The organism is Mangrovihabitans endophyticus (assembly GCF_014646155.1).
GTDB classification, from domain to species: Bacteria; Actinomycetota; Actinomycetes; order Mycobacteriales; family Micromonosporaceae; genus Actinoplanes; species Actinoplanes endophyticus.
In genome coordinates this window covers 42,208-58,576 of record NZ_BMMX01000025.1, presented here as the reverse complement: position 1 = coordinate 58,576, position 16,369 = coordinate 42,208, and the positions used below count along the sequence as shown (strand labels likewise).

Genomic DNA, 16,369 nt, shown 5'->3' with positions numbered 1-16,369 from the left:
CTCGGGGCGCGGCGCGGTCGCGGCGGTCCGCTCCGCGGGCTCCGGCGAGCGGTCGTGGGCGTCTGGTGCGGTGTCGTCGGGTCCGGTCGGCGCCGTGGCGGGAGCGTCGGTGGCGGTCACGGTGCGCACTCCACGATCACGTCCAGGGCCCGCTCGAAATCCTCCGCGGACACCCCCGCGTTCAGGGTCAGCCGCAGCCGCGACGACCCGTCCGGAGTGGACGGCGGCCGGAAACATCCCACCGCCACGCCGCGATCGCGGCAGTCCGCCGCCCATGTCAGCGCGGCCTCCGGACCGGGCGCCCAGACCGACAGCACGGCCGCGGCCGGGTCGGAGACGCGCAGCCCGGCGGCGGACAACCGGCTCATGGTCAGCGCGGCCCGCGACCGCAGCAGCGCGCGCCGGTCGTCGGCGGCGCGCGCCACCCGGAGGGCCTCGTGCACCCCGGCGGCCACGGCGGGCGGCAGCGCGGTGTCGTAGATGAACGTGCGGCCGGTGTCCACCAGATGCCGGACCAGTTGCTGCGGACCGGCGACCACACCGCCCGCGCCGCCCAGCGACTTGGACATGGTGGCGGTCACCACCACGTCCGGCGCACCGGCCAGGCCCGCAGCCGCGACCCCGCCGGCGCCCTGCGGACCCAGGATGCCCACCGCGTGCGCGTCGTCGACCAGGAGCAGGGCGCCGCGTGCCGTGGTGACCTCGTGCAGCGCGGCCAGCGGCGCCAAGTCGCCGTCCACCGAGAAGATCGACTCGGTGACCACCACCGCCGGGCGGCCGGGATGACCATCCAGGATCTCCGCCACGCCGACCGGGTCGGCGTGCGGCGCGACCACGACCTCGGTGCCGCTGGTGCGGCACCCGTCGATCAGCGAGGCGTGGTTGTAGCGGTCCGACACCACCAACGTGCCGTACTGCGCCAGCGCCCGGACCGCGCCCAGGTTCGCCAGGTAGCCGGAGGAGAACACCAGCGCGGACTCGGTGCCCAGCCAGTCCGCCAGGTCACGCTCCAGCCCCGCGTGGGCATCGGTGGAGCCGCGCACCAGCCGGGAGCCGGTGGCGCCCAGCCCGTACGCGACAAGGGCCCGGCCGGCGGACGCGACGACGGCGGGGTGGACGGCCAGGCCGAGATAGTCGTTGCCGGCCAGATCCACCACCGGGTCATCGGCCGACCGGGGACGCAGCGCGCGGGTCAGGCCCGCCTTCTCCCGTGCGTGGGCCAGGCGCTCCAGCGCCGTCAACCAGCTCGCCACCACGATCCCGTCATCTCGCCGCCCTCGCGTGTTCCGGGTGGGGAAACTATCACTGCGATCCGACAGTCCCCGCGCCCACGGGACCCTTGTAGGGTACGGGCATGCCAGAGATCCTCGACCAGGCCCCAACGATCCTCGACCGGGCCCGCGCCAAGGTGCTCACCGACGGTGTCGGCCTGGACGAGGCGGAGATCCTCGCCGTGCTGCGGCTGGGCGACGAGCACCTGCCGGAGTTGCTGCAACTCGCCCACGACGTCCGGATGGCCTGGTGCGGTCCCGAGGTCGAGGTGGAGGGCATCGTCTCGCTGAAGACCGGCGGCTGCCCGGAGGACTGCCACTTCTGCTCGCAGTCCGGCCTGTTCACCTCGCCGGTCCGCGCGGTCTGGCTGGACATCCCCGCACTTGTCGAGTCGGCCAAGCAGACCGCCGCGACCGGCGCCACCGAGTTCTGCATCGTGGCGGCCGTGCGCGGCCCGGACCGCCGCCTGATGGACCAGATGCGCGACGGCGTCAAGGCGATCAAGGAGGCGGTCGACATCCAGGTCGCGGCCAGCCTCGGCATGCTCACTCAGGAGCAGGTCGACGAACTGGTCGAGATGGGCGTGCACCGCTACAACCACAACCTGGAAACCTGCGCGTCCTACTTCCCGAACGTGGTGACCACGCATAGCTGGGAGGAGCGCTGGAGCACGCTGAAGATGGTTCGCGAGTCCGGCATGGAGGTCTGCTGCGGCGGCATCCTCGGCCTCGGCGAGACGATCGAGCAGCGCGCCGAGTTCGCGGCCCAGCTTGCCGAGCTGGACCCGCACGAGGTCCCGCTGAACTTCCTCAACCCGCGTCCGGGCACCCCGCTGGGTGACCGCCCGGTGGTGGACGGCAAGGACGCGCTGCGCGCGATCGCCGCGTTCCGGTTGGCCATGCCGCGCACCATCCTGCGGTTCGCCGGTGGGCGGGAGATCACCCTCGGCGATCTGGGTACGCGCGAGGGCCTGCTGGGCGGCATCAACGCGGTGATCGTCGGCAACTACCTGACCACGCTGGGTCGACCGGCGACGGCGGACCTGGATCTCCTGGACGACCTGAAGATGCCGGTCAAGGCGCTGTCGGCGACGCTGTGACCATGACGACACCGGATGCCGGTGCGGCGTTGTGGTGTGACAGGTGCGGCGAGCCCGCCGGGCGGGGCGATCACGCCGCCTGCGCGGTCGCACGGGAGCTGGAACCGCCGCGATACTGCCCGTCCTGCCGTCGCCGGATGAAGGTGCAGGTGATCCCGGCCGGGTGGACCGCCACCTGTGTGGAGCACGGCACCCGGCGGTCCTGACGGCCGTCGGCTATCCGGAGGTGGCCGGGCTCTCGTCGGCGGTTGCCGACCGGGTCGCCACCGGGAAGGTCACGCTGAGCACCGGTCCGTCGCGGTCGGTGCGTCCCGGCCCGATCCGGCGCAACGTGCGCAGCATCGCCACATTGTCCGTCGCGGTGTGCGCGGTCAGCGCCGCAAGCCCGGTCCGCTCGGCGTGTGCCACCAGCCGGCGCAGCAGCGCCGTGCCGATGCCGAGCCGCTGCCAGCGGTCCTCCACCAGCAGCGCCACCTCGCCCAGATCGCCCTCCACCACCAGCGTCGCCAGGGCCACCACCTCGTGGTCACGCTCGGCGACCAGGGTCAGCCCGGCGGCCGGTTCCAGCAGGCGGGGCGTGGCGGTGATGCCGGCACGTCCCGGATAACGGCGCGTCAGCGTCCCGGCGGAGCAGCGCTCGTGCAGCCCGCGCACCGCCTCCGCGTCCTGCGGGGTACCCGCGCGCAGCAGCAGCTCGTCGCCGCTGGGCAGCAGCAGCGCCCGGTGCTCGACATGCCGGTGCAGCACCGCGCCGGACACCTCGATGAGCGCTTGGGCGCGGGCGTACTCGGCGGGGGTGAACTCCGGGGCGCGGCGCAACACTTCATACGACCCGCCGGCCGGGTCGGGCAGCATCATCCGGTTCGGCGCCAGCCCGTACGTGACGGTGTCGATGCCCTCCGGCCGCCACCGCACCTCCGCGGCGTCCAGCAGCGCGATCAGCGCCTCGCCCAGCGTGTCCGGGTCGTGCACGAGCCGGCCCGCCATCGCCAGCGCCCGGGTCGGCTGGTCGGCCAGGCCCTGGGCCTCGGCGCGGGCGACGAACGCGTCCCGGCCACGGCCCCGGGCGATGGCGCCCAGCAGGTCGGCCTCGGTGACCGCGTCCGGCGCGTCGACGAGGAAGTCGTCCACCGCGCCGGCCTCGGTGGTGTGCACCTGTACCGCGAGAATGTTGACCGACCGCAGCGCCAGGCTGGCGGTCAGTACCGAGAGATAACCCGGCCGGTCATCGACCGTGGCCCGGATCCGCCACAACGCCATGCGGCACTCCCTAGTTCGGATCGAGTCTCTGGGACCGAATTCCAGAGTGCCCCGGCGGTGTTAACCGTGCATTGCCGACGCCTCAAAGGTCATGAGGGGTCCGTCACAACTGGTTGGCCACCGGTGACGTGCCCGCGTGATCCAACCGGTCGCCCAGGATGACGGCGGCGGCCCGGACCAGTTGCGCCACCCGGTCCACCTCGGTGACGTGGAAGGCGGCGGCGGGCAGTTCGGCATCCTCCGCACGCGCCACCACCAGCACCAGGCCGGCCCGGCCGAACGGGGCCACCGCATACCGTGTGCCGTCGGCGCCGATCAACGGTCGGGCACGCAGCGGAGTGACCTCCGGCAGGTGCAGCGGAGACGGCGCGCGCCAACTCGCGTACGCCGCGGTGGGCTCGCTGCCCACCGGAAGGGTCGGCTCGGCGGATGGCGGGCGTGGCGCGCCGGAGCGTGCCGCCCAGTCCGGCGGGACGACCGCAGCGGCGGCCCAGTCCGCAGCCAGCAGCCCCGGCACGGCGTCGACAAGCGTCGCCAGGCCATCCGCCGGGTTCGCGGCCACCTGCGCCAGCAACTCGGCGTCGTGGCCGCCGGACACCGGCGCGCCGATGGCCTTCCAGATGCCGTCGACCTGCACACCCGGAATGGCGGCGAGCCCGGCGAGGAGGCGTTCCACACGGGAGGCGCCCGGCCAGACCACGGTGAAGTCGTCGACGGCCCGGCCGCCGAGCCGCTCCAGCACGACGACCTGGACGATGTCGGCACCGGCGACGCCCAGCGTGCGCGCCACCTGCCCGAGCGCGCCCGGCCGGTCCGGCAGAGTGACGCGTACCCGCAGCAACATGCAACTCCTCCCGTCTGGCACGACGGCACAGCACGGCCGTCCGTGCGGCATCCAGCGTGCCAACACGGCGTTTCGCACCGGTTGCGGCGGCATGTCCCGACCGCTAAGCCGCGCTCGGCCTCGATGACTCGCCCGGCATGGCCCGTTTGGTGCCGGGGATTCCGCGCCTGCCCGGCACGCTTCAGCGAGCCTATGCGGAATCAGGCGGACGTTCGACGGACCAGATGGGTGTCCAGCAAAACGTGCGAATCGCCGTCCTCGCCCGCGATCCGGGCGATCAGCAACTGCGCCATCCGGCGGCCCATCTCCTCGACCGGCTGGTAAACGGTGGTCAGCGGCGGATCGGTCTGCCGCGCCACGGCGGCGTCCTCGAAGCCGACCAGCGCCACGTCCCGCGGCACCCGGCGGCCGGTCTCCCGCAGCACCCGCAACGCGCCGCTGGCCATCAGGTCGGACGCGGCGAACACCGCGTCCAGGTCCGGTGCCCGGTCCAGCAGGGACCGCATCGCCGCGCTGCCGCCGGCCTCGCTGAAGTCGCCGTACGCCACCAGATCCAGGTCGTGCTCCGCGACCGCCGACCGATAGCCGGCGAGCCGCGCCCGGCCGACCTCCATGTCCTGCGGCCCGGCGACCGTGGCGATCCGGCGGCGGCCCTGCCCCAACAGGTATTCCACCGCCTGGCAGGCCCCGGCGACGTTGTCCACGTCGACGAAGGCGTCGTCCGGCTCCAGCCGCACCGGCCGGCCGCCCAGCACGAACGGCATGCGGCGGCGGCGCAGCATGCCGGGCAGTGGATCGTCGTCGTGCAGAGAGAGCAGCATCACGCCGTCCACATGCTGGTCGGTGAGGTGGTGCTCGACCCTTTCCCGTTGCTCCGGTGAGGCGGCCATGGCGAGCCAGAGCTGCAGCGGTGTCTCGATGAGCGCGGAGTTGATGCCGCGCAGCACGCCCGCGAAGAACGGCTCGCCGAAGACGCGCTCCTGCGACTCCGACACGATCAGCGCGACGGAGTCGGTGCGCTGGGTGACCAAGGAGCGTGCCGCCCGGTTGGGCACGTAGCCCAACTCCACGATCGCGGCCTCGACCGCGGCCCTGGCTTGCGGGCTGACCTGCGACGATCCGTTCAGCACGCGGGACGCTGTGCCCCGTCCCACGCCGGCGCGGGCAGCCACAGCGTCCAGCGTTGGGCGGCCTGGCGACCGCAACGGCTGTCTGCTCATGGCGCTCCTCCCGGCACGCTACCCGTGGGCAGCGACTTCGCTGGCATTATCGTCTGTCGGCGCGGATCTGTCTCGTACGTCGCCGCGCCACCGGCGGCGTTGCCGTGTGTTCCGTTGATCACTCGTGATGTTCTTGTTTGTGGAAACGTGTGGCGGTGCCGGCGGCGTTCACCGGCACCGGTCCCAGGATGGCGGGTGGCGGCAAGCGCTCCGCACATCGGGGGTCGGGCGTGGCTGAGATGCCTCTGGACGCCCCGATGACGGCCGCCGGCTACGGCCGTGGAGCCGTGGCAGCCGTGCGTGACGGCCGGTATTCCCGGTGTCTGGCGTCAGCGGCCGACGTTCCGGCGCGACACGGCATACGCTGCGGACATGATTTGCCGCGCCTGTCGCGAACGCCGCCACGACGACTGCCGAGGCGGTTCGTGGTGCGATTGCCAGCACCGCCCGCCGGAGCCACGGCCGCCGGTCACCGGCCCGCCAGGACCGTGAAGCGCCGGTGAGCCTCGTCAAGATCTGGCCGCCCGCCGAGGCCGTGACGGGCCCCGCCGGGATCGCCGGCGCGACCGCTCCGGCCGATCCGGCGGTCGGCGACGTCGCGGCCTGTTATCCGCGCGGCGACGGTCCCGTGCTCCGGATGAACTTCATCGCCAGCCTCGACGGTGCGGTGTCCGTGGACGGGGTTTCCGGGGGACTGGCCGGACCCGGCGACAAGCGGATCTTCGACACGCTGCGGATGGTGTGCGACGCGCTCGTGGTGGCCGCCGGGACGGTACGCGCGGAGCAGTATGACGCCCTCCGTCCGGATCCGGAATGCCGTGCGTGGCGGCGCGATCACGGGCTGTCCGAGTTCCCGCTCATGGTGGTCGTGTCCGGGTCGCTGGACCTCGATCCGGCCCAGGCGATTTTTGCGGACGCGCCGGTCCGGCCGGTGATTCTGACCCACCGGCATGGTGGTGACCGCGGTCCGTCGTCGCGGCGTACGGCTCTGGAGAAGGTGGCCGAGGTGGTGACCGTGGGTGACGAATCGGTGGACCTCGCCGCTGCGGTGCGACTGCTGCGCGAGCGCGGCGCTACCCAGGTGCTGTGCGAGGGCGGCCCGCGTCTGTTCGGTGCGCTCCTCGTGGCGGACCTGGTGGACGAGCTGTGTTTGACGGTGTCGCCGCTGCTGGCGGGCGGTTCCGCGGGGCGGATCGCGTCCGGGCCGTCCGGGGTGGCGCGGCGGATGGCGCTGCGGCACGTGCTGGCCGAGGAGGACATGCTCTTTCTCCGGTACGCACGGCGACTGCCGTGAAGGTCGCCGACGTCCGCTGATCAAGTTCTTGTGGATGAGTCTGTGGATGGCCACTAGAAGTTGTGGAAAACGCGTGCCAACCGACGTGCCGTCCGCCTCTTGTCGTACACCTGGTGCAACATGATCGGCGTGTCTGACGAATCTTCCCCCGCAGGCGAGCAGGTCGGCCGCGTGCTCGGCACCGCCGACGCCACGCCGCTGCAGTTCTGGACGGCCGTTGCGCCGGGCAGCTACCTGCAGCTCGACGACGTCGTGGTGACCAAGCGTGAGCTCCCGGACCGGGAGCCGGTGACGATCGCCGGCGTGGTCACCCAGGTGCGTGCCCGGCACGAGGGTGCGCAGTTCGATTCGGACGTGTTCGCCATCGCCGACGGCACGCTGCCCGCCCAGGTGCAGGAGGCTGCCGAGGTCACCACCACCCGTGTCGACCCGGAGCTCTATGTCCCGCCCGCCCCGGGCGCGGTGGTGAGCCGGGCGTCCGGCGAGGCCCGAGCCGCCGCGCTGCACTTCGACCGGATGGAGCGCCGGGTGCCGATGGGGACCGGGCGGGACGGCGTGCCGGTGTTCCTCAACGCGGACTTCCTGGACGGCACCCGGGGTGCCCACGTGTCCATCTCCGGCATTTCCGGCGTGGCTACCAAGACGAGCTTCGCGACGTTCCTGCTGTTCTCGGTGTTCCGCTCCGGCCAGCTAGGCGCCGACGGCGCGAACGCCCGCGCGTTGATCTTCAACGTGAAGGGTGAGGATCTGCTGTTCCTCGACCACCCGAACACCAAGTTGGATGAGCGCACCGTCGCGGCGTACAAGCAATTGGAGCTGGACGCGACGGCCTTCCCCGATGTGCGGGTCTACGCGCCGCCGCGGGCCGGTGACTCCTCCGGGGCGCCGGATGTGGCAAGCCGGCTCACCGGTGTGGACAGCTTCTACTGGACGCTCGCGGAGTTCTGCGAGAAACGCCTCTTGCCGTACGTGTTCGCGGACGCCGACGACGAGCGGCAGCAATACACCATGGTGGTGCACTCGGTAGCGGCTCACCTGGCTCGCTATGCGGTGCCCGCGGAGGGCGGGATCAGCCTCGACGGGGTGCGGTTGGGGTCATACGAGGATCTGGTGGATCACGTGGTGGACCGCCTCACCGACGACGAGACCCGGACCACCTGGGCCGGCAGCGCGGTCAGCATGGGCACGGTGAACGCGTTCGCCCGCCGCCTGATCAGCAGCAAGCGGGACCTGTCCCGGCTGATCCGCGGCGATCTCGCGCAGCGCCGCCCGCACCAGATCAAGACCGCGGAGAGCGCCCAGGTGACCGTGGTCGACCTGCACAACCTGCCGGACCGCGCGCAGCGGTTCGTGGTCGGCGTGACGCTCAAGTCGGAGTTCGAGGACAAGGAGAAGACCGGCACATCCCGGCCGTTGCTGTTCGTGGTGCTGGACGAGCTGAACAAGTACGCGCCGCGGGAGGGGTCCTCGCCGATCAAGGAGGTGCTGCTGGACATCGCGGAGCGGGGCCGGTCGCTCGGGGTGATCCTGATCGGTGCCCAGCAGACCGCCTCGGAGGTGGAACGCCGGATCGTGACCAACTCGGCCGTCCGGGTGGTCGGTCGGCTGGACCCGGCGGAGGCCTCCCGCCCGGAGTACGGGTTCCTGCCACCGGCCATGCGTCAGCGCGCGTTGCTCGCCCGGCCGGGCACGATGTTCGTCAACCAGCCGGACATTCCGGTGCCGTTGTGCGTGGAGTTCCCGTTCCCGGCGTGGGCCACTCGCAAGTCCGAGTCCGGTCCGCCGCCGTCCGGCACGATGCGGTCCATTGTGCAGGGCGCCGACCCGTTCGCGGTGGTCGGATCCCGCGGCGGCTCGTCCGACGACGACATTCCGTTCTAGGGTTTCGCGATGCGCATCCTGCACACTTCCGACTGGCATGTCGGGAAGGTCCTCAAGGGCCGGTCCCGGCACGACGAGCACATCCGCGTGCTGGGCCAGGTCGTGGACATCGCCCGCCAGGAGCAGCCCGATCTGGTCGTGGTGGCCGGCGACCTCTACGACACCGCGACGCCCACCCCGGACTCGACCCGGGTGGTGACCCGTGCCCTGTCCGCGCTGCGGCAGACCGGCGCTCAGGTGGTGGCGATCGGCGGCAACCACGACAACGGACCGGCGCTGGACGCGCTGCGCCCGTGGGCCGAGGCGGCGGGCGTGGTGCTCCGCGGCGCGGTCCGCGACAACCCCGATGAGCTGGTCATCTCCGGCAGCACGGCGGGCGGCGAACGCTGGCAGATGGTCGCGCTGCCGTTCCTCTCCCAGCGGTACGCCGTCCGGGCCGCGGAGATGTACGAGTTGAGCGCGGCGGAGGCCAGTCAGACGTACGCGGATCACGTGGCCCGCCTGATCGCGCGGCTGAGCGAGCCGTTCGCCGAACCCGGGGTGATCAACCTGCTGACCGCACACCTGACCATCTTCGGTGCCAGCGCCGGGGGTGGGGAGCGGGAGGCGCACACGGTGATGGGATACGCCGTGCCGGCCACGGTCTTCCCGCCGAACGCGCACTACGTCGCGCTCGGCCACCTGCACCGGGCGCAACGGGTCATCGCGCATTGCCCGGTGCGATACAGCGGCAGCCCGATCGCCGTCGACTTCGGCGAGGAGGAGAACATCTGCTCGGTGGCCGTGGTCGACGTGAGCGCCGACAAGGCCGCCCGGGTGCGCGACGTGCCGGTGACCACCGCGGTGTCGCTGCGTACCGTCCGGGGCACGCTGGAACAGCTCGCGACCGTCGACGCGCCGGATGCCCTGCTGCGGGTGATCGTGCGGGAGACGCCCCGGGTCGGCCTGCGCGAGGACGTGCAGGAGCTGCTGCCGAACGCGCTGGAGGTGCGCATCGATCCGGACATGATGCCGGACCGCGCCGGTGCGCCCGCGCAGCGCGCCGGACGGTCTCCGCGCGAGCTGTTCGGCGACTACCTGGACAACCGCGGCGGTGGCGAGGACGGGGTCCGGGAGCTGTTCGACGAGCTGTACGACGAGGTGAGCGCCCAGTCATGAGACCGCTGCGTTTGGACATGAGCGGCTTCACCGTGTTCCGCGACGAGACGAGCGTGGACTTCACCGACGCGGACTACTTCGCCCTGGTCGGCCCCACCGGCTCGGGCAAGTCCACGGTGCTGGACGCGATCTGTTTCGCGCTCTACGGCACCGTGCCGCGCTGGGGCGGCACCCGCGGCATCGGCAACGCGCTCGCCCCGTCCGCCGCCGAGGCGCGGGTGCGGCTGGTGTTCGAGTCGGCCGGATCCCGATATGTCGCCACCCGGGTGGTGCGCCGCGACGGCCGGGGCAACGTGAAGACCGCCGCCGCCGGCCTGCAACTGATGCCGCCCGGCTTCGACGTGACCCGGCTGGACACCGGGATGAGCCTGGACGACCTGGGCGAGGTGCTGGCCGGCACGCCCAACGAGATGGACCGCGCGGTGCAGGACGCGGTGGGCTTGCCGTACGAGCAGTTCACTAGCTGCGTGGTGCTGCCGCAGGGCCAGTTCGCGGACTTCCTGCACGCCAAGCCCGCCACCCGGCAGCAGATCCTGGTCAACCTGCTCGGACTGCACGTCTACGAGCAGGTCCAGACGCTCGCCTCGGGTCGCGCGGCGAAGGCCGAGGCTCAACTGTCCACGGTGGACCAGGTGCTGGAGTCGCTGTCCGACGCCGACGACGAGGCGGTCGCGGAGGCGGAGCGGCACCTGACCGCGATGCGTGACCTGACCACCGCGGTGGAGGCGGCGGTGCCGCGGCTGCGGGAGAGCCGGGCCGGGGAGACCGAGGCGGCCGTCGCCCGCGACGCCCTGGACGCCGAACTGGCCGCGCTGGCCGCGGTGCGGATGCCGGACGGCAGCGCGCAGGTGGCCGAGGCGGCGACCGCCGCGCAGGCCGACGCCGAGGCCGCGGCGCAGGCGGTGCGGGTCGCCGAGGAACGCGAGGAGAAGGTGCGCGGCGAGCTGGCCGCGGCCGGCGACGCGGGATCGTTGCGCCTGCTCCTGGACCGGCACGCGGAACAGGAACGGCTGACCGGGCAGGCGGACTGGTTCGCCGGTGAGCTGTCGGTGGCCGAGGTGGAGCATCGCGACGCGGCGGCCGCGGCGGACCTGGCCCGCTCCGCGCACACCGGCGCGCAGCAGGTGCTGGAGCAGGCGCGCGCGGACTACACCGAGGCGCAGCGCGTGGACCGGGCGGTCGCGCTGCGGGCGCACCTGCAGGCGGGGGAGACCTGCCCGGTCTGCGAGCAGCCGGTGGCGGCGGTCCCCTCGGTGCCCGCCGATTCGGCGGTGCAGGCGGCGCACGCGGCCGGCCAGGCGGCGCGGGAGGCGGCCGAGGCGGCCGAGCGCGCCTGGCAGCAGCGCGACGCGGTGGCCCGCAAGCTGGAGAGCAACCTGGAGCGCAAGCGCGCCCAGTACGAGCATCACCTGTCCCGGCTCGCGGAGGTGCGCGCCGCGGTGGCCGACGCTCCGGGTGTCGACGCGTTGCAGCGACGCCTGGCCGAGCTGGACCGCCTGCAGCGTCACCTGGACGAGGCGACCGGTCAGATGCGCACCGCCCGGGAGGCGCAGCGCCGCGCGCAGCGGGCGCTGACCGCGGCGGTGGAGCGGCAGCGCGCCGCGTGGCGGTCCTTCGACGAACGCCGCGACGCGGTGGCTCGCTTCGGACCGCCGCCGGCCGACCGCGACGACCTGGCGGGCGCCTGGGATGCGCTGGTCGGCTGGGCGGCACGGGAACGGGAGCAGCGCGCGACGGCGCGTGCCGACGCGGAGGCGGCGGTGGCGGCGGCACGGCAGGCGACCACCCGGGCGTACGACGCGGTGGTCGCGCTGTTCACCGCCGCCGGTCAGCCGGAACCCGGCCGGCGCGGTGGGGACGACGCCGCCGCGGACCTGATCCGGGCGGCGGCGGTGACCGCGGAACGCGCCGCGGCCACCTGGCAACGGCTGTCCGACCGGCGCGAGCAGGCCCGCGAATTCGCCGAGCAGCGGGCCGTCCTGGTGCGCGACGGCCGGGTGGCCAAGTCCCTGGCGGGTCACCTGCGGGCGAACAACTTCGAGCGGTGGCTGCTGGAGGAGGCGCTGGACCTGCTGGTCGACGGCGCGTCCCGGATCCTGCGCGACCTGACCGGCGGGCAGTACGACCTGATCCACGAGAAGGGCGAATTCTTCGTCATCGACCACCACGACGCCGGTCTGCGCCGGGCGGTGCGCACCCTGTCCGGTGGCGAGACGTTCCAGGCGTCGCTGGCGTTGGCGCTGGCGCTGTCCGAGCAACTGGCCGGCATGTCCACGACCGCCGCGAGCCTGGAGTCGATCGTGCTGGACGAGGGCTTCGGCACGCTGGACGCGGCGACTTTGGACGTGGTGGCCGCGACGCTGGAGAACCTGGCCGCGCGCGGTGACCGGATGGTCGGCGTGGTGACGCACGTGACCGCCCTTGCCGAACGGGTGCCGGTCCGCTTCGAGGTGCGCAAGGACGCGCGCACCGCCCGCGTGGAGAGGATCGGGCTGTGAAGATGTACGTCGACTCGTGGGATCCGTCCTACGGGACCTCGTTCGAGCCGGGGAGCGGGGAGGGGCCGGGCTCGCCGAGCAGCGCCCAGGTGGACACCGACGTCGAGGTGCCGGCGTCCGGCTGGGCGCCCATCGAGGCGCCGGCCGGGTTGCGCTGCCCGGACGTGGTGCTCCTGGTCGACGGGGTGCGCCGCAACGACGCGATGTTGTGGACGGAGGAGGACGACGGCACGTCGTACGCGGGACTGGCCGCCTCGTACGCGGCCGGTGTGGTCCGGTGCGATCTGGGCCGCGGCGTCGCCGAACTGGCCGACCACCGCGTCGGCCGGGGCTTGTTCACGGCGAGCCCGTCGGCGCAGGCGCTGTCGGCCGGACCGGTGCGGTACGAGATTCACCGGCTGGGCGGCGCCGGCGAGGCGAGCAAGCTGCCGGTCGCGGTCCAGGTGCCGCTGACCGCGTTGGAGATCGAGGTGTCCGCAGCGGCCCGCTCGCATGGTCAGGACGAGTCCGATCTCCTGGTGGTGGACGGGCCGCTGCGCAGCCGCCGGCAGTTGCCGCGCACCATCGGGTACGTCAAGCGGCAGGAGTCGCAATATCTCCCGGCGGCGCTGAACACGGTGGTCACCGCGCTGCGTCCGGGTCAGCGCACCCCGGTGTTCGCCATCGGGACGATGTGGGGCGGTTGGTCGTGGTACCTCCGCTTGCCCGGCGCGGGCGGCGCACCGTGGGCGGGGATCGTGCGGGTGGAGTGCTCGTCGGAGATGCCCGCGGCGCAAGCCGTCGAGTTGGCCGATCTGTCGTGCGCGACGTTGCCCCGGTTCGCGTCGGCGGCGTACAAGGATCCGCGTGCTCCGCAGAACCTCCTACCGATCGCCGGATTGGAGCGTCGGCTGCGCGCACTTCTGGGGGATTCCCGGGTGCTGTACCGGGCATTGACCACCGCGACCGCGTACGCACGGTGATGGCACGAATGCGCTTAAGCGCCCGCCGCGGCCGGTGAGCGGCGTCATGTTGCACGGACAGTGAGGTCCGTGTGTGCGCTGGGCTAAGGGCACAAGCTCGGATGGCCTGAGTCGTTCCGGCGCGGCCATGCGCTGAGTATTATTCGCATGCCCCCGCGCCGTATCGGCGTACATGGATGGGTTTGATCGGTATCCGCCTGATCGTCACAGTCTCGGAGGACCTTTGAGTTCGAGCGTGGTCGCCGTCCGTCCAGAAATTCCTCCGTCGGTGTTGATCCCCGACGGGCTCTCCGGCCGTATCACAGGCGACGGGATGAGCGCCGGCAGGAGGAATCGATGCATGCGTTGGCCGAGGATCGGCTCACGCCGGACAGGGTGTGCGTGATGACGCGGCAACGACCCGGCGGACGGTGGCAGGCTCTCGACGGAGGCCGCGGTGCGGACAATGATGGTGCGGTGATTCCGCGACAGGCTCCCCGGCACGGCACGCCGTCGGGCACGGCGGACCACGAGGACACGCTGGTCCGGATGCTCTACGAGGAGCACGCCGGCCCGCTGCTGATGTTCGTACTGCGTCTGACCGGCGGCGACCGGCAGCGTGCCGAGGACATCGTCCAGGAGACGTTGTTGCGGGCTTGGCGTAACGCCCACCGGCTGGGTGCGCAGGGCCAGCAGTCGCTGCGGCCGTGGCTGGTGACCGTCGCCCGGCGCATCGCCATCGACGACCACCGCAGCATGAGTGCCCGCCCGCCGGAGACGTACGACCGGGAGCTGGAAAGCTTCCCGAGCACCGCGGACGACACCGACCGCGTGCTGCAGACGATGACCGTGACCGATGCTCTCCGCGCGCTCAGCCAGTCGCACCGTGAGATCCTGGTGGAGACGTACTTCCGTGGCCGGACCGTTCCGGAGGCGGCGGAGGTGCTCGGTCTGCCGCTGGGCACGGCCAAGTCGCGGGTGTACTACGCATTGCGGGCGCTGCGGACGGCGCTGCAGCAGCGGGGGGTGACGGAATGACACAGGAGCAGCACTTCGACGTGGCGTCGTATGCGTTAGGAGTGCTCGATGAACGCGACGCAGCCCGGTTCGAGGACCATCTCATCGAATGCCCGGCGTGCGCGCTGGAGCTGGAATCCTTCCTTCCGGTGGCGGACATCCTGGCGGATGTGGACGCGGACGCGATGGTGGCCGTGGAGCAGGAACGCCACGACGGCCTGGTGCTGAAGAAGGTGATCGGCGACGTCCGGCAGGAACGTCGCCGCGCCAACAGCCGGCGGCTTTACTCGCTGGCGGCGGCGGTCGTGGTGTTCGCCATGCTGTCCATCGGCGCGCTCTTCGTCGGCGGTCAGGTCTTCGCCCCCGACCAGCAGGAACAGCAGTCACCGACGGCGCAGCGCAGCGCCGGCACGGCACAACTGGACCCGCTGCCCCCGGACGACGGGCCGGGCCTCGGTGGTCCGGACCTGCCGGGCGAGCGCTTCAGCGGCACCGACACCCGTACGGGCGTACGCGCCGACGTGGGCCTGGAGAGCAAGGACTGGGGCACCCAGGTGTCCTTCATGGTCTCCAACATCAAGGGCCCGTTGACCTGCCGGCTGGTGGCGGTGCGCACGGACGGCGCGACCGAGACGCTGTCCACCTGGACGGTGGGGGACGACGGCTGGGGCACGGCGGCGAACCCCGACCCGCTGATGTTGCAGGCGGTGACGGCCCTGCCACGGGAGGAGATCGCCCACCTGCAGGTGCAGTCGGTGGACGCGAAGGGCGGCAGCGAAACCCTGGTCCGCGTGCCCTGAGCGACGGCTCCGCAGCCGTCCACGCCATAGCACCACGTCATTCATAGCACCACGTCACCCTTAGCACCACGTCACGTCGCACCGAGCCCGGTCGCCATGCAGCGACCGGGCTTTCGCATGCCCGGCCCCGCGCCGCCCTGCCTGTCGCCCGCCGCCTGCCGCCTGCCGCCGGCCGTCTGTCGCCTGCTGGACCTTGCTGGCTGCCGGGGGTCGTTGAGATCACCTCACGGTGGTGCGGGCAATCGATACGGATTTTGTGGCCGTACGGTTCAATGAAAAAGAAAGAAATTGTTTGAGGGCCGTCTTCAACCGCGCGGCATCCGCACTCGTACTACTGCCCGGAAACGCATGAGCAGTAGACGTCAGTGGGAGGGCACGTGGTTCCGGACAAGCGATTGGTGGTATCCGGTGCGGCTGTCGCCGCGGCGTTCGCGCTCGCGGCTTGCGCTCCGGCCGGATACAACGCAGCCGACTATGGCGGCGCGGCACAACCCGCGGCCAACGCCGTGGCGGCCACGCCGACGGCCACCGCCTCTGCGGGTGCCGAAGCCGACGCGGGCAGCGAGGAGGCCGGCTCGGAGACCGTCGAGGTCCCCACGGACGAGGTCACCACGCAGCTAACGGCCGCGAAGGTGAAGCGGATGGGCGAGACGGTCCAGAACCAGGACGGCTTCGTGCTGTACCGCTTCGACGATGACAAGACCAAGCCGGAAGTCGTCTCCAACTGTAACGACGACTGCGAGAAGGTCTGGCCGCCGGTGCGGGTCAACGACGAGCTGCCCGAACTGGACGGTGTGGACCCCGCGGACGTCGGCACGGTGACCCGCGAGGACGGCACCAAGCAGGTGACCGTTGGCAAGTGGCCGGTCTACACGTACATCGGTGACAAGCAGCCCGGCAAGTGGACCGGCCAGAACGTGGCCGGCAAGTGGTTCGTGGTGACGCCGGACGGCACCAAGAACCTGACCTGTCTTCCGAAGAAGTCCAAGGCTGTCGCGCCGCCCGCGGACGATTCCGACAGCAGCTCCGACGGCGGTGATGACTCGGGTTCGGACTACAGCTACTAAGCATTGACGGATGAGAAT

At 72.0% G+C, this 16,369-nt stretch carries 14 protein-coding genes; 10 read left to right on the top strand and 4 right to left on the bottom strand.

Features of this window, described 5'->3' with window-relative positions; translation table 11 throughout:
- Positions 1 to 116: 116 nt before the first annotated feature.
- Complete coding sequence (locus IEY73_RS22880) at positions 117 to 1,253, bottom strand: 8-amino-7-oxononanoate synthase (RefSeq protein ID WP_189081347.1); 1,137 nt, start codon at positions 1,251 to 1,253, stop codon at positions 117 to 119.
- 101 nt (positions 1,254 to 1,354) lie between these two features.
- On the opposite strand from IEY73_RS22880, the gene bioB reads away from it, so the two are divergent.
- Together bioB and bsaP are read left to right on the top strand one after the other, a co-directional pair.
- Positions 1,355 to 2,371, top strand: coding sequence for a biotin synthase BioB (gene bioB / locus IEY73_RS22875; RefSeq protein ID WP_189081346.1), 1,017 nt, complete (start codon positions 1,355 to 1,357; stop codon positions 2,369 to 2,371).
- 2 nt (positions 2,372 to 2,373) lie between these two features.
- A complete protein-coding gene (gene bsaP, locus IEY73_RS22870) occupies positions 2,374 to 2,577 on the top strand; it encodes a biotin synthase auxiliary protein BsaP (protein ID WP_189081379.1) in 204 nt (67 codons plus the stop codon).
- Positions 2,578 to 2,587: 10 nt separating this feature from the next.
- Here bsaP and IEY73_RS22865 read toward each other — a convergent pair whose 3' ends face one another.
- The 3 genes from IEY73_RS22865 to IEY73_RS22855 form a co-directional block, all read right to left on the bottom strand.
- Positions 2,588 to 3,631, bottom strand: coding sequence for a GNAT family N-acetyltransferase (locus IEY73_RS22865; protein ID WP_189081345.1), 1,044 nt, complete (start codon positions 3,629 to 3,631; stop codon positions 2,588 to 2,590).
- A 103-nt stretch (positions 3,632 to 3,734) separates the two neighbouring features.
- The gene (locus IEY73_RS22860; RefSeq protein WP_189081344.1) at positions 3,735 to 4,475 is read right to left on the bottom strand and encodes an amino acid-binding protein; all 741 of its coding nucleotides are present in this window, start codon (positions 4,473 to 4,475) and stop codon (positions 3,735 to 3,737) included.
- A gap of 200 nt (positions 4,476 to 4,675) precedes the next feature.
- The gene (locus IEY73_RS22855; RefSeq protein WP_189081343.1) at positions 4,676 to 5,695 is read right to left on the bottom strand and encodes a LacI family DNA-binding transcriptional regulator; all 1,020 of its coding nucleotides are present in this window, start codon (positions 5,693 to 5,695) and stop codon (positions 4,676 to 4,678) included.
- A gap of 499 nt (positions 5,696 to 6,194) precedes the next feature.
- Here IEY73_RS22855 and IEY73_RS22850 point away from each other — a divergent pair, with 499 nt between their 5' ends.
- The 8 genes from IEY73_RS22850 (at position 6,195) to IEY73_RS22815 (ending at position 16,351) form a co-directional block, all read left to right on the top strand.
- On the top strand, positions 6,195 to 6,989 hold the full coding sequence (locus tag IEY73_RS22850; RefSeq protein ID WP_373292852.1) for a pyrimidine reductase family protein: 795 nt from the start codon (positions 6,195 to 6,197) through the stop codon (positions 6,987 to 6,989).
- A 120-nt stretch (positions 6,990 to 7,109) separates the two neighbouring features.
- Positions 7,110 to 8,870 carry an ATP-binding protein gene (locus IEY73_RS22845; RefSeq protein ID WP_189081342.1) on the top strand — a complete coding sequence of 587 codons (1,761 nt, stop codon included), beginning with the start codon at positions 7,110 to 7,112 and terminating at the stop codon, positions 8,868 to 8,870.
- 9 nt (positions 8,871 to 8,879) lie between these two features.
- The gene (locus tag IEY73_RS22840) at positions 8,880 to 10,028 is read left to right on the top strand and encodes an exonuclease SbcCD subunit D (RefSeq protein WP_189081341.1); all 1,149 of its coding nucleotides are present in this window, start codon (positions 8,880 to 8,882) and stop codon (positions 10,026 to 10,028) included.
- Entirely contained in the window at positions 10,025 to 12,526 is a 2,502-nt protein-coding gene (locus IEY73_RS22835) for an AAA family ATPase (RefSeq protein WP_189081340.1), read from the top strand. The genes IEY73_RS22840 and IEY73_RS22835 overlap by 4 nt, the downstream gene beginning before the upstream one ends.
- 2 nt (positions 12,527 to 12,528) lie before the next feature.
- Entirely contained in the window at positions 12,529 to 13,488 is a 960-nt protein-coding gene (locus IEY73_RS22830; RefSeq protein WP_189081372.1) for a hypothetical protein, read from the top strand.
- A 336-nt stretch (positions 13,489 to 13,824) separates the two neighbouring features.
- Positions 13,825 to 14,505 (top strand): sigma-70 family RNA polymerase sigma factor, encoded by a 681-nt coding sequence (locus IEY73_RS22825; protein WP_189081339.1) that lies wholly within the window; start codon positions 13,825 to 13,827, stop codon positions 14,503 to 14,505.
- Positions 14,502 to 15,284 carry a zf-HC2 domain-containing protein gene (locus IEY73_RS22820; RefSeq protein WP_189081338.1) on the top strand — a complete coding sequence of 261 codons (783 nt, stop codon included), beginning with the start codon at positions 14,502 to 14,504 and terminating at the stop codon, positions 15,282 to 15,284. The genes IEY73_RS22825 and IEY73_RS22820 overlap by 4 nt, the downstream gene beginning before the upstream one ends.
- Positions 15,285 to 15,661: 377 nt before the next feature.
- The gene (locus IEY73_RS22815) at positions 15,662 to 16,351 is read left to right on the top strand and encodes a COG4315 family predicted lipoprotein (protein ID WP_189081337.1); all 690 of its coding nucleotides are present in this window, start codon (positions 15,662 to 15,664) and stop codon (positions 16,349 to 16,351) included.
- Positions 16,352 to 16,369: the final 18 nt, after the last annotated feature.

Excerpts from the sequence above, each read along its gene's own strand:
- bioB (WP_189081346.1), top strand. The coding sequence starts at position 1,355 with ATGCCAGAGATCCTCGACCAGGCCCCAACGATCCTCGACCGGGCCCGC.
- bsaP (WP_189081379.1), top strand. The coding sequence starts at position 2,374 with ATGACGACACCGGATGCCGGTGCGGCGTTGTGGTGTGACAGGTGCGGC.
- IEY73_RS22865 (WP_189081345.1), bottom strand. The coding sequence starts at position 3,631 with ATGGCGTTGTGGCGGATCCGGGCCACGGTCGATGACCGGCCGGGTTAT.
- IEY73_RS22860 (WP_189081344.1), bottom strand. The coding sequence starts at position 4,475 with ATGTTGCTGCGGGTACGCGTCACTCTGCCGGACCGGCCGGGCGCGCTC.
- IEY73_RS22855 (WP_189081343.1), bottom strand. The coding sequence starts at position 5,695 with ATGAGCAGACAGCCGTTGCGGTCGCCAGGCCGCCCAACGCTGGACGCT.
- IEY73_RS22845 (WP_189081342.1), top strand. The coding sequence starts at position 7,110 with ATGATCGGCGTGTCTGACGAATCTTCCCCCGCAGGCGAGCAGGTCGGC.
- IEY73_RS22840 (WP_189081341.1), top strand. The coding sequence starts at position 8,880 with ATGCGCATCCTGCACACTTCCGACTGGCATGTCGGGAAGGTCCTCAAG.
- IEY73_RS22835 (WP_189081340.1), top strand. The coding sequence starts at position 10,025 with ATGAGACCGCTGCGTTTGGACATGAGCGGCTTCACCGTGTTCCGCGAC.
- IEY73_RS22830 (WP_189081372.1), top strand. The coding sequence starts at position 12,529 with ATGTACGTCGACTCGTGGGATCCGTCCTACGGGACCTCGTTCGAGCCG.
- IEY73_RS22825 (WP_189081339.1), top strand. The coding sequence starts at position 13,825 with ATGCATGCGTTGGCCGAGGATCGGCTCACGCCGGACAGGGTGTGCGTG.
- IEY73_RS22820 (WP_189081338.1), top strand. The coding sequence starts at position 14,502 with ATGACACAGGAGCAGCACTTCGACGTGGCGTCGTATGCGTTAGGAGTG.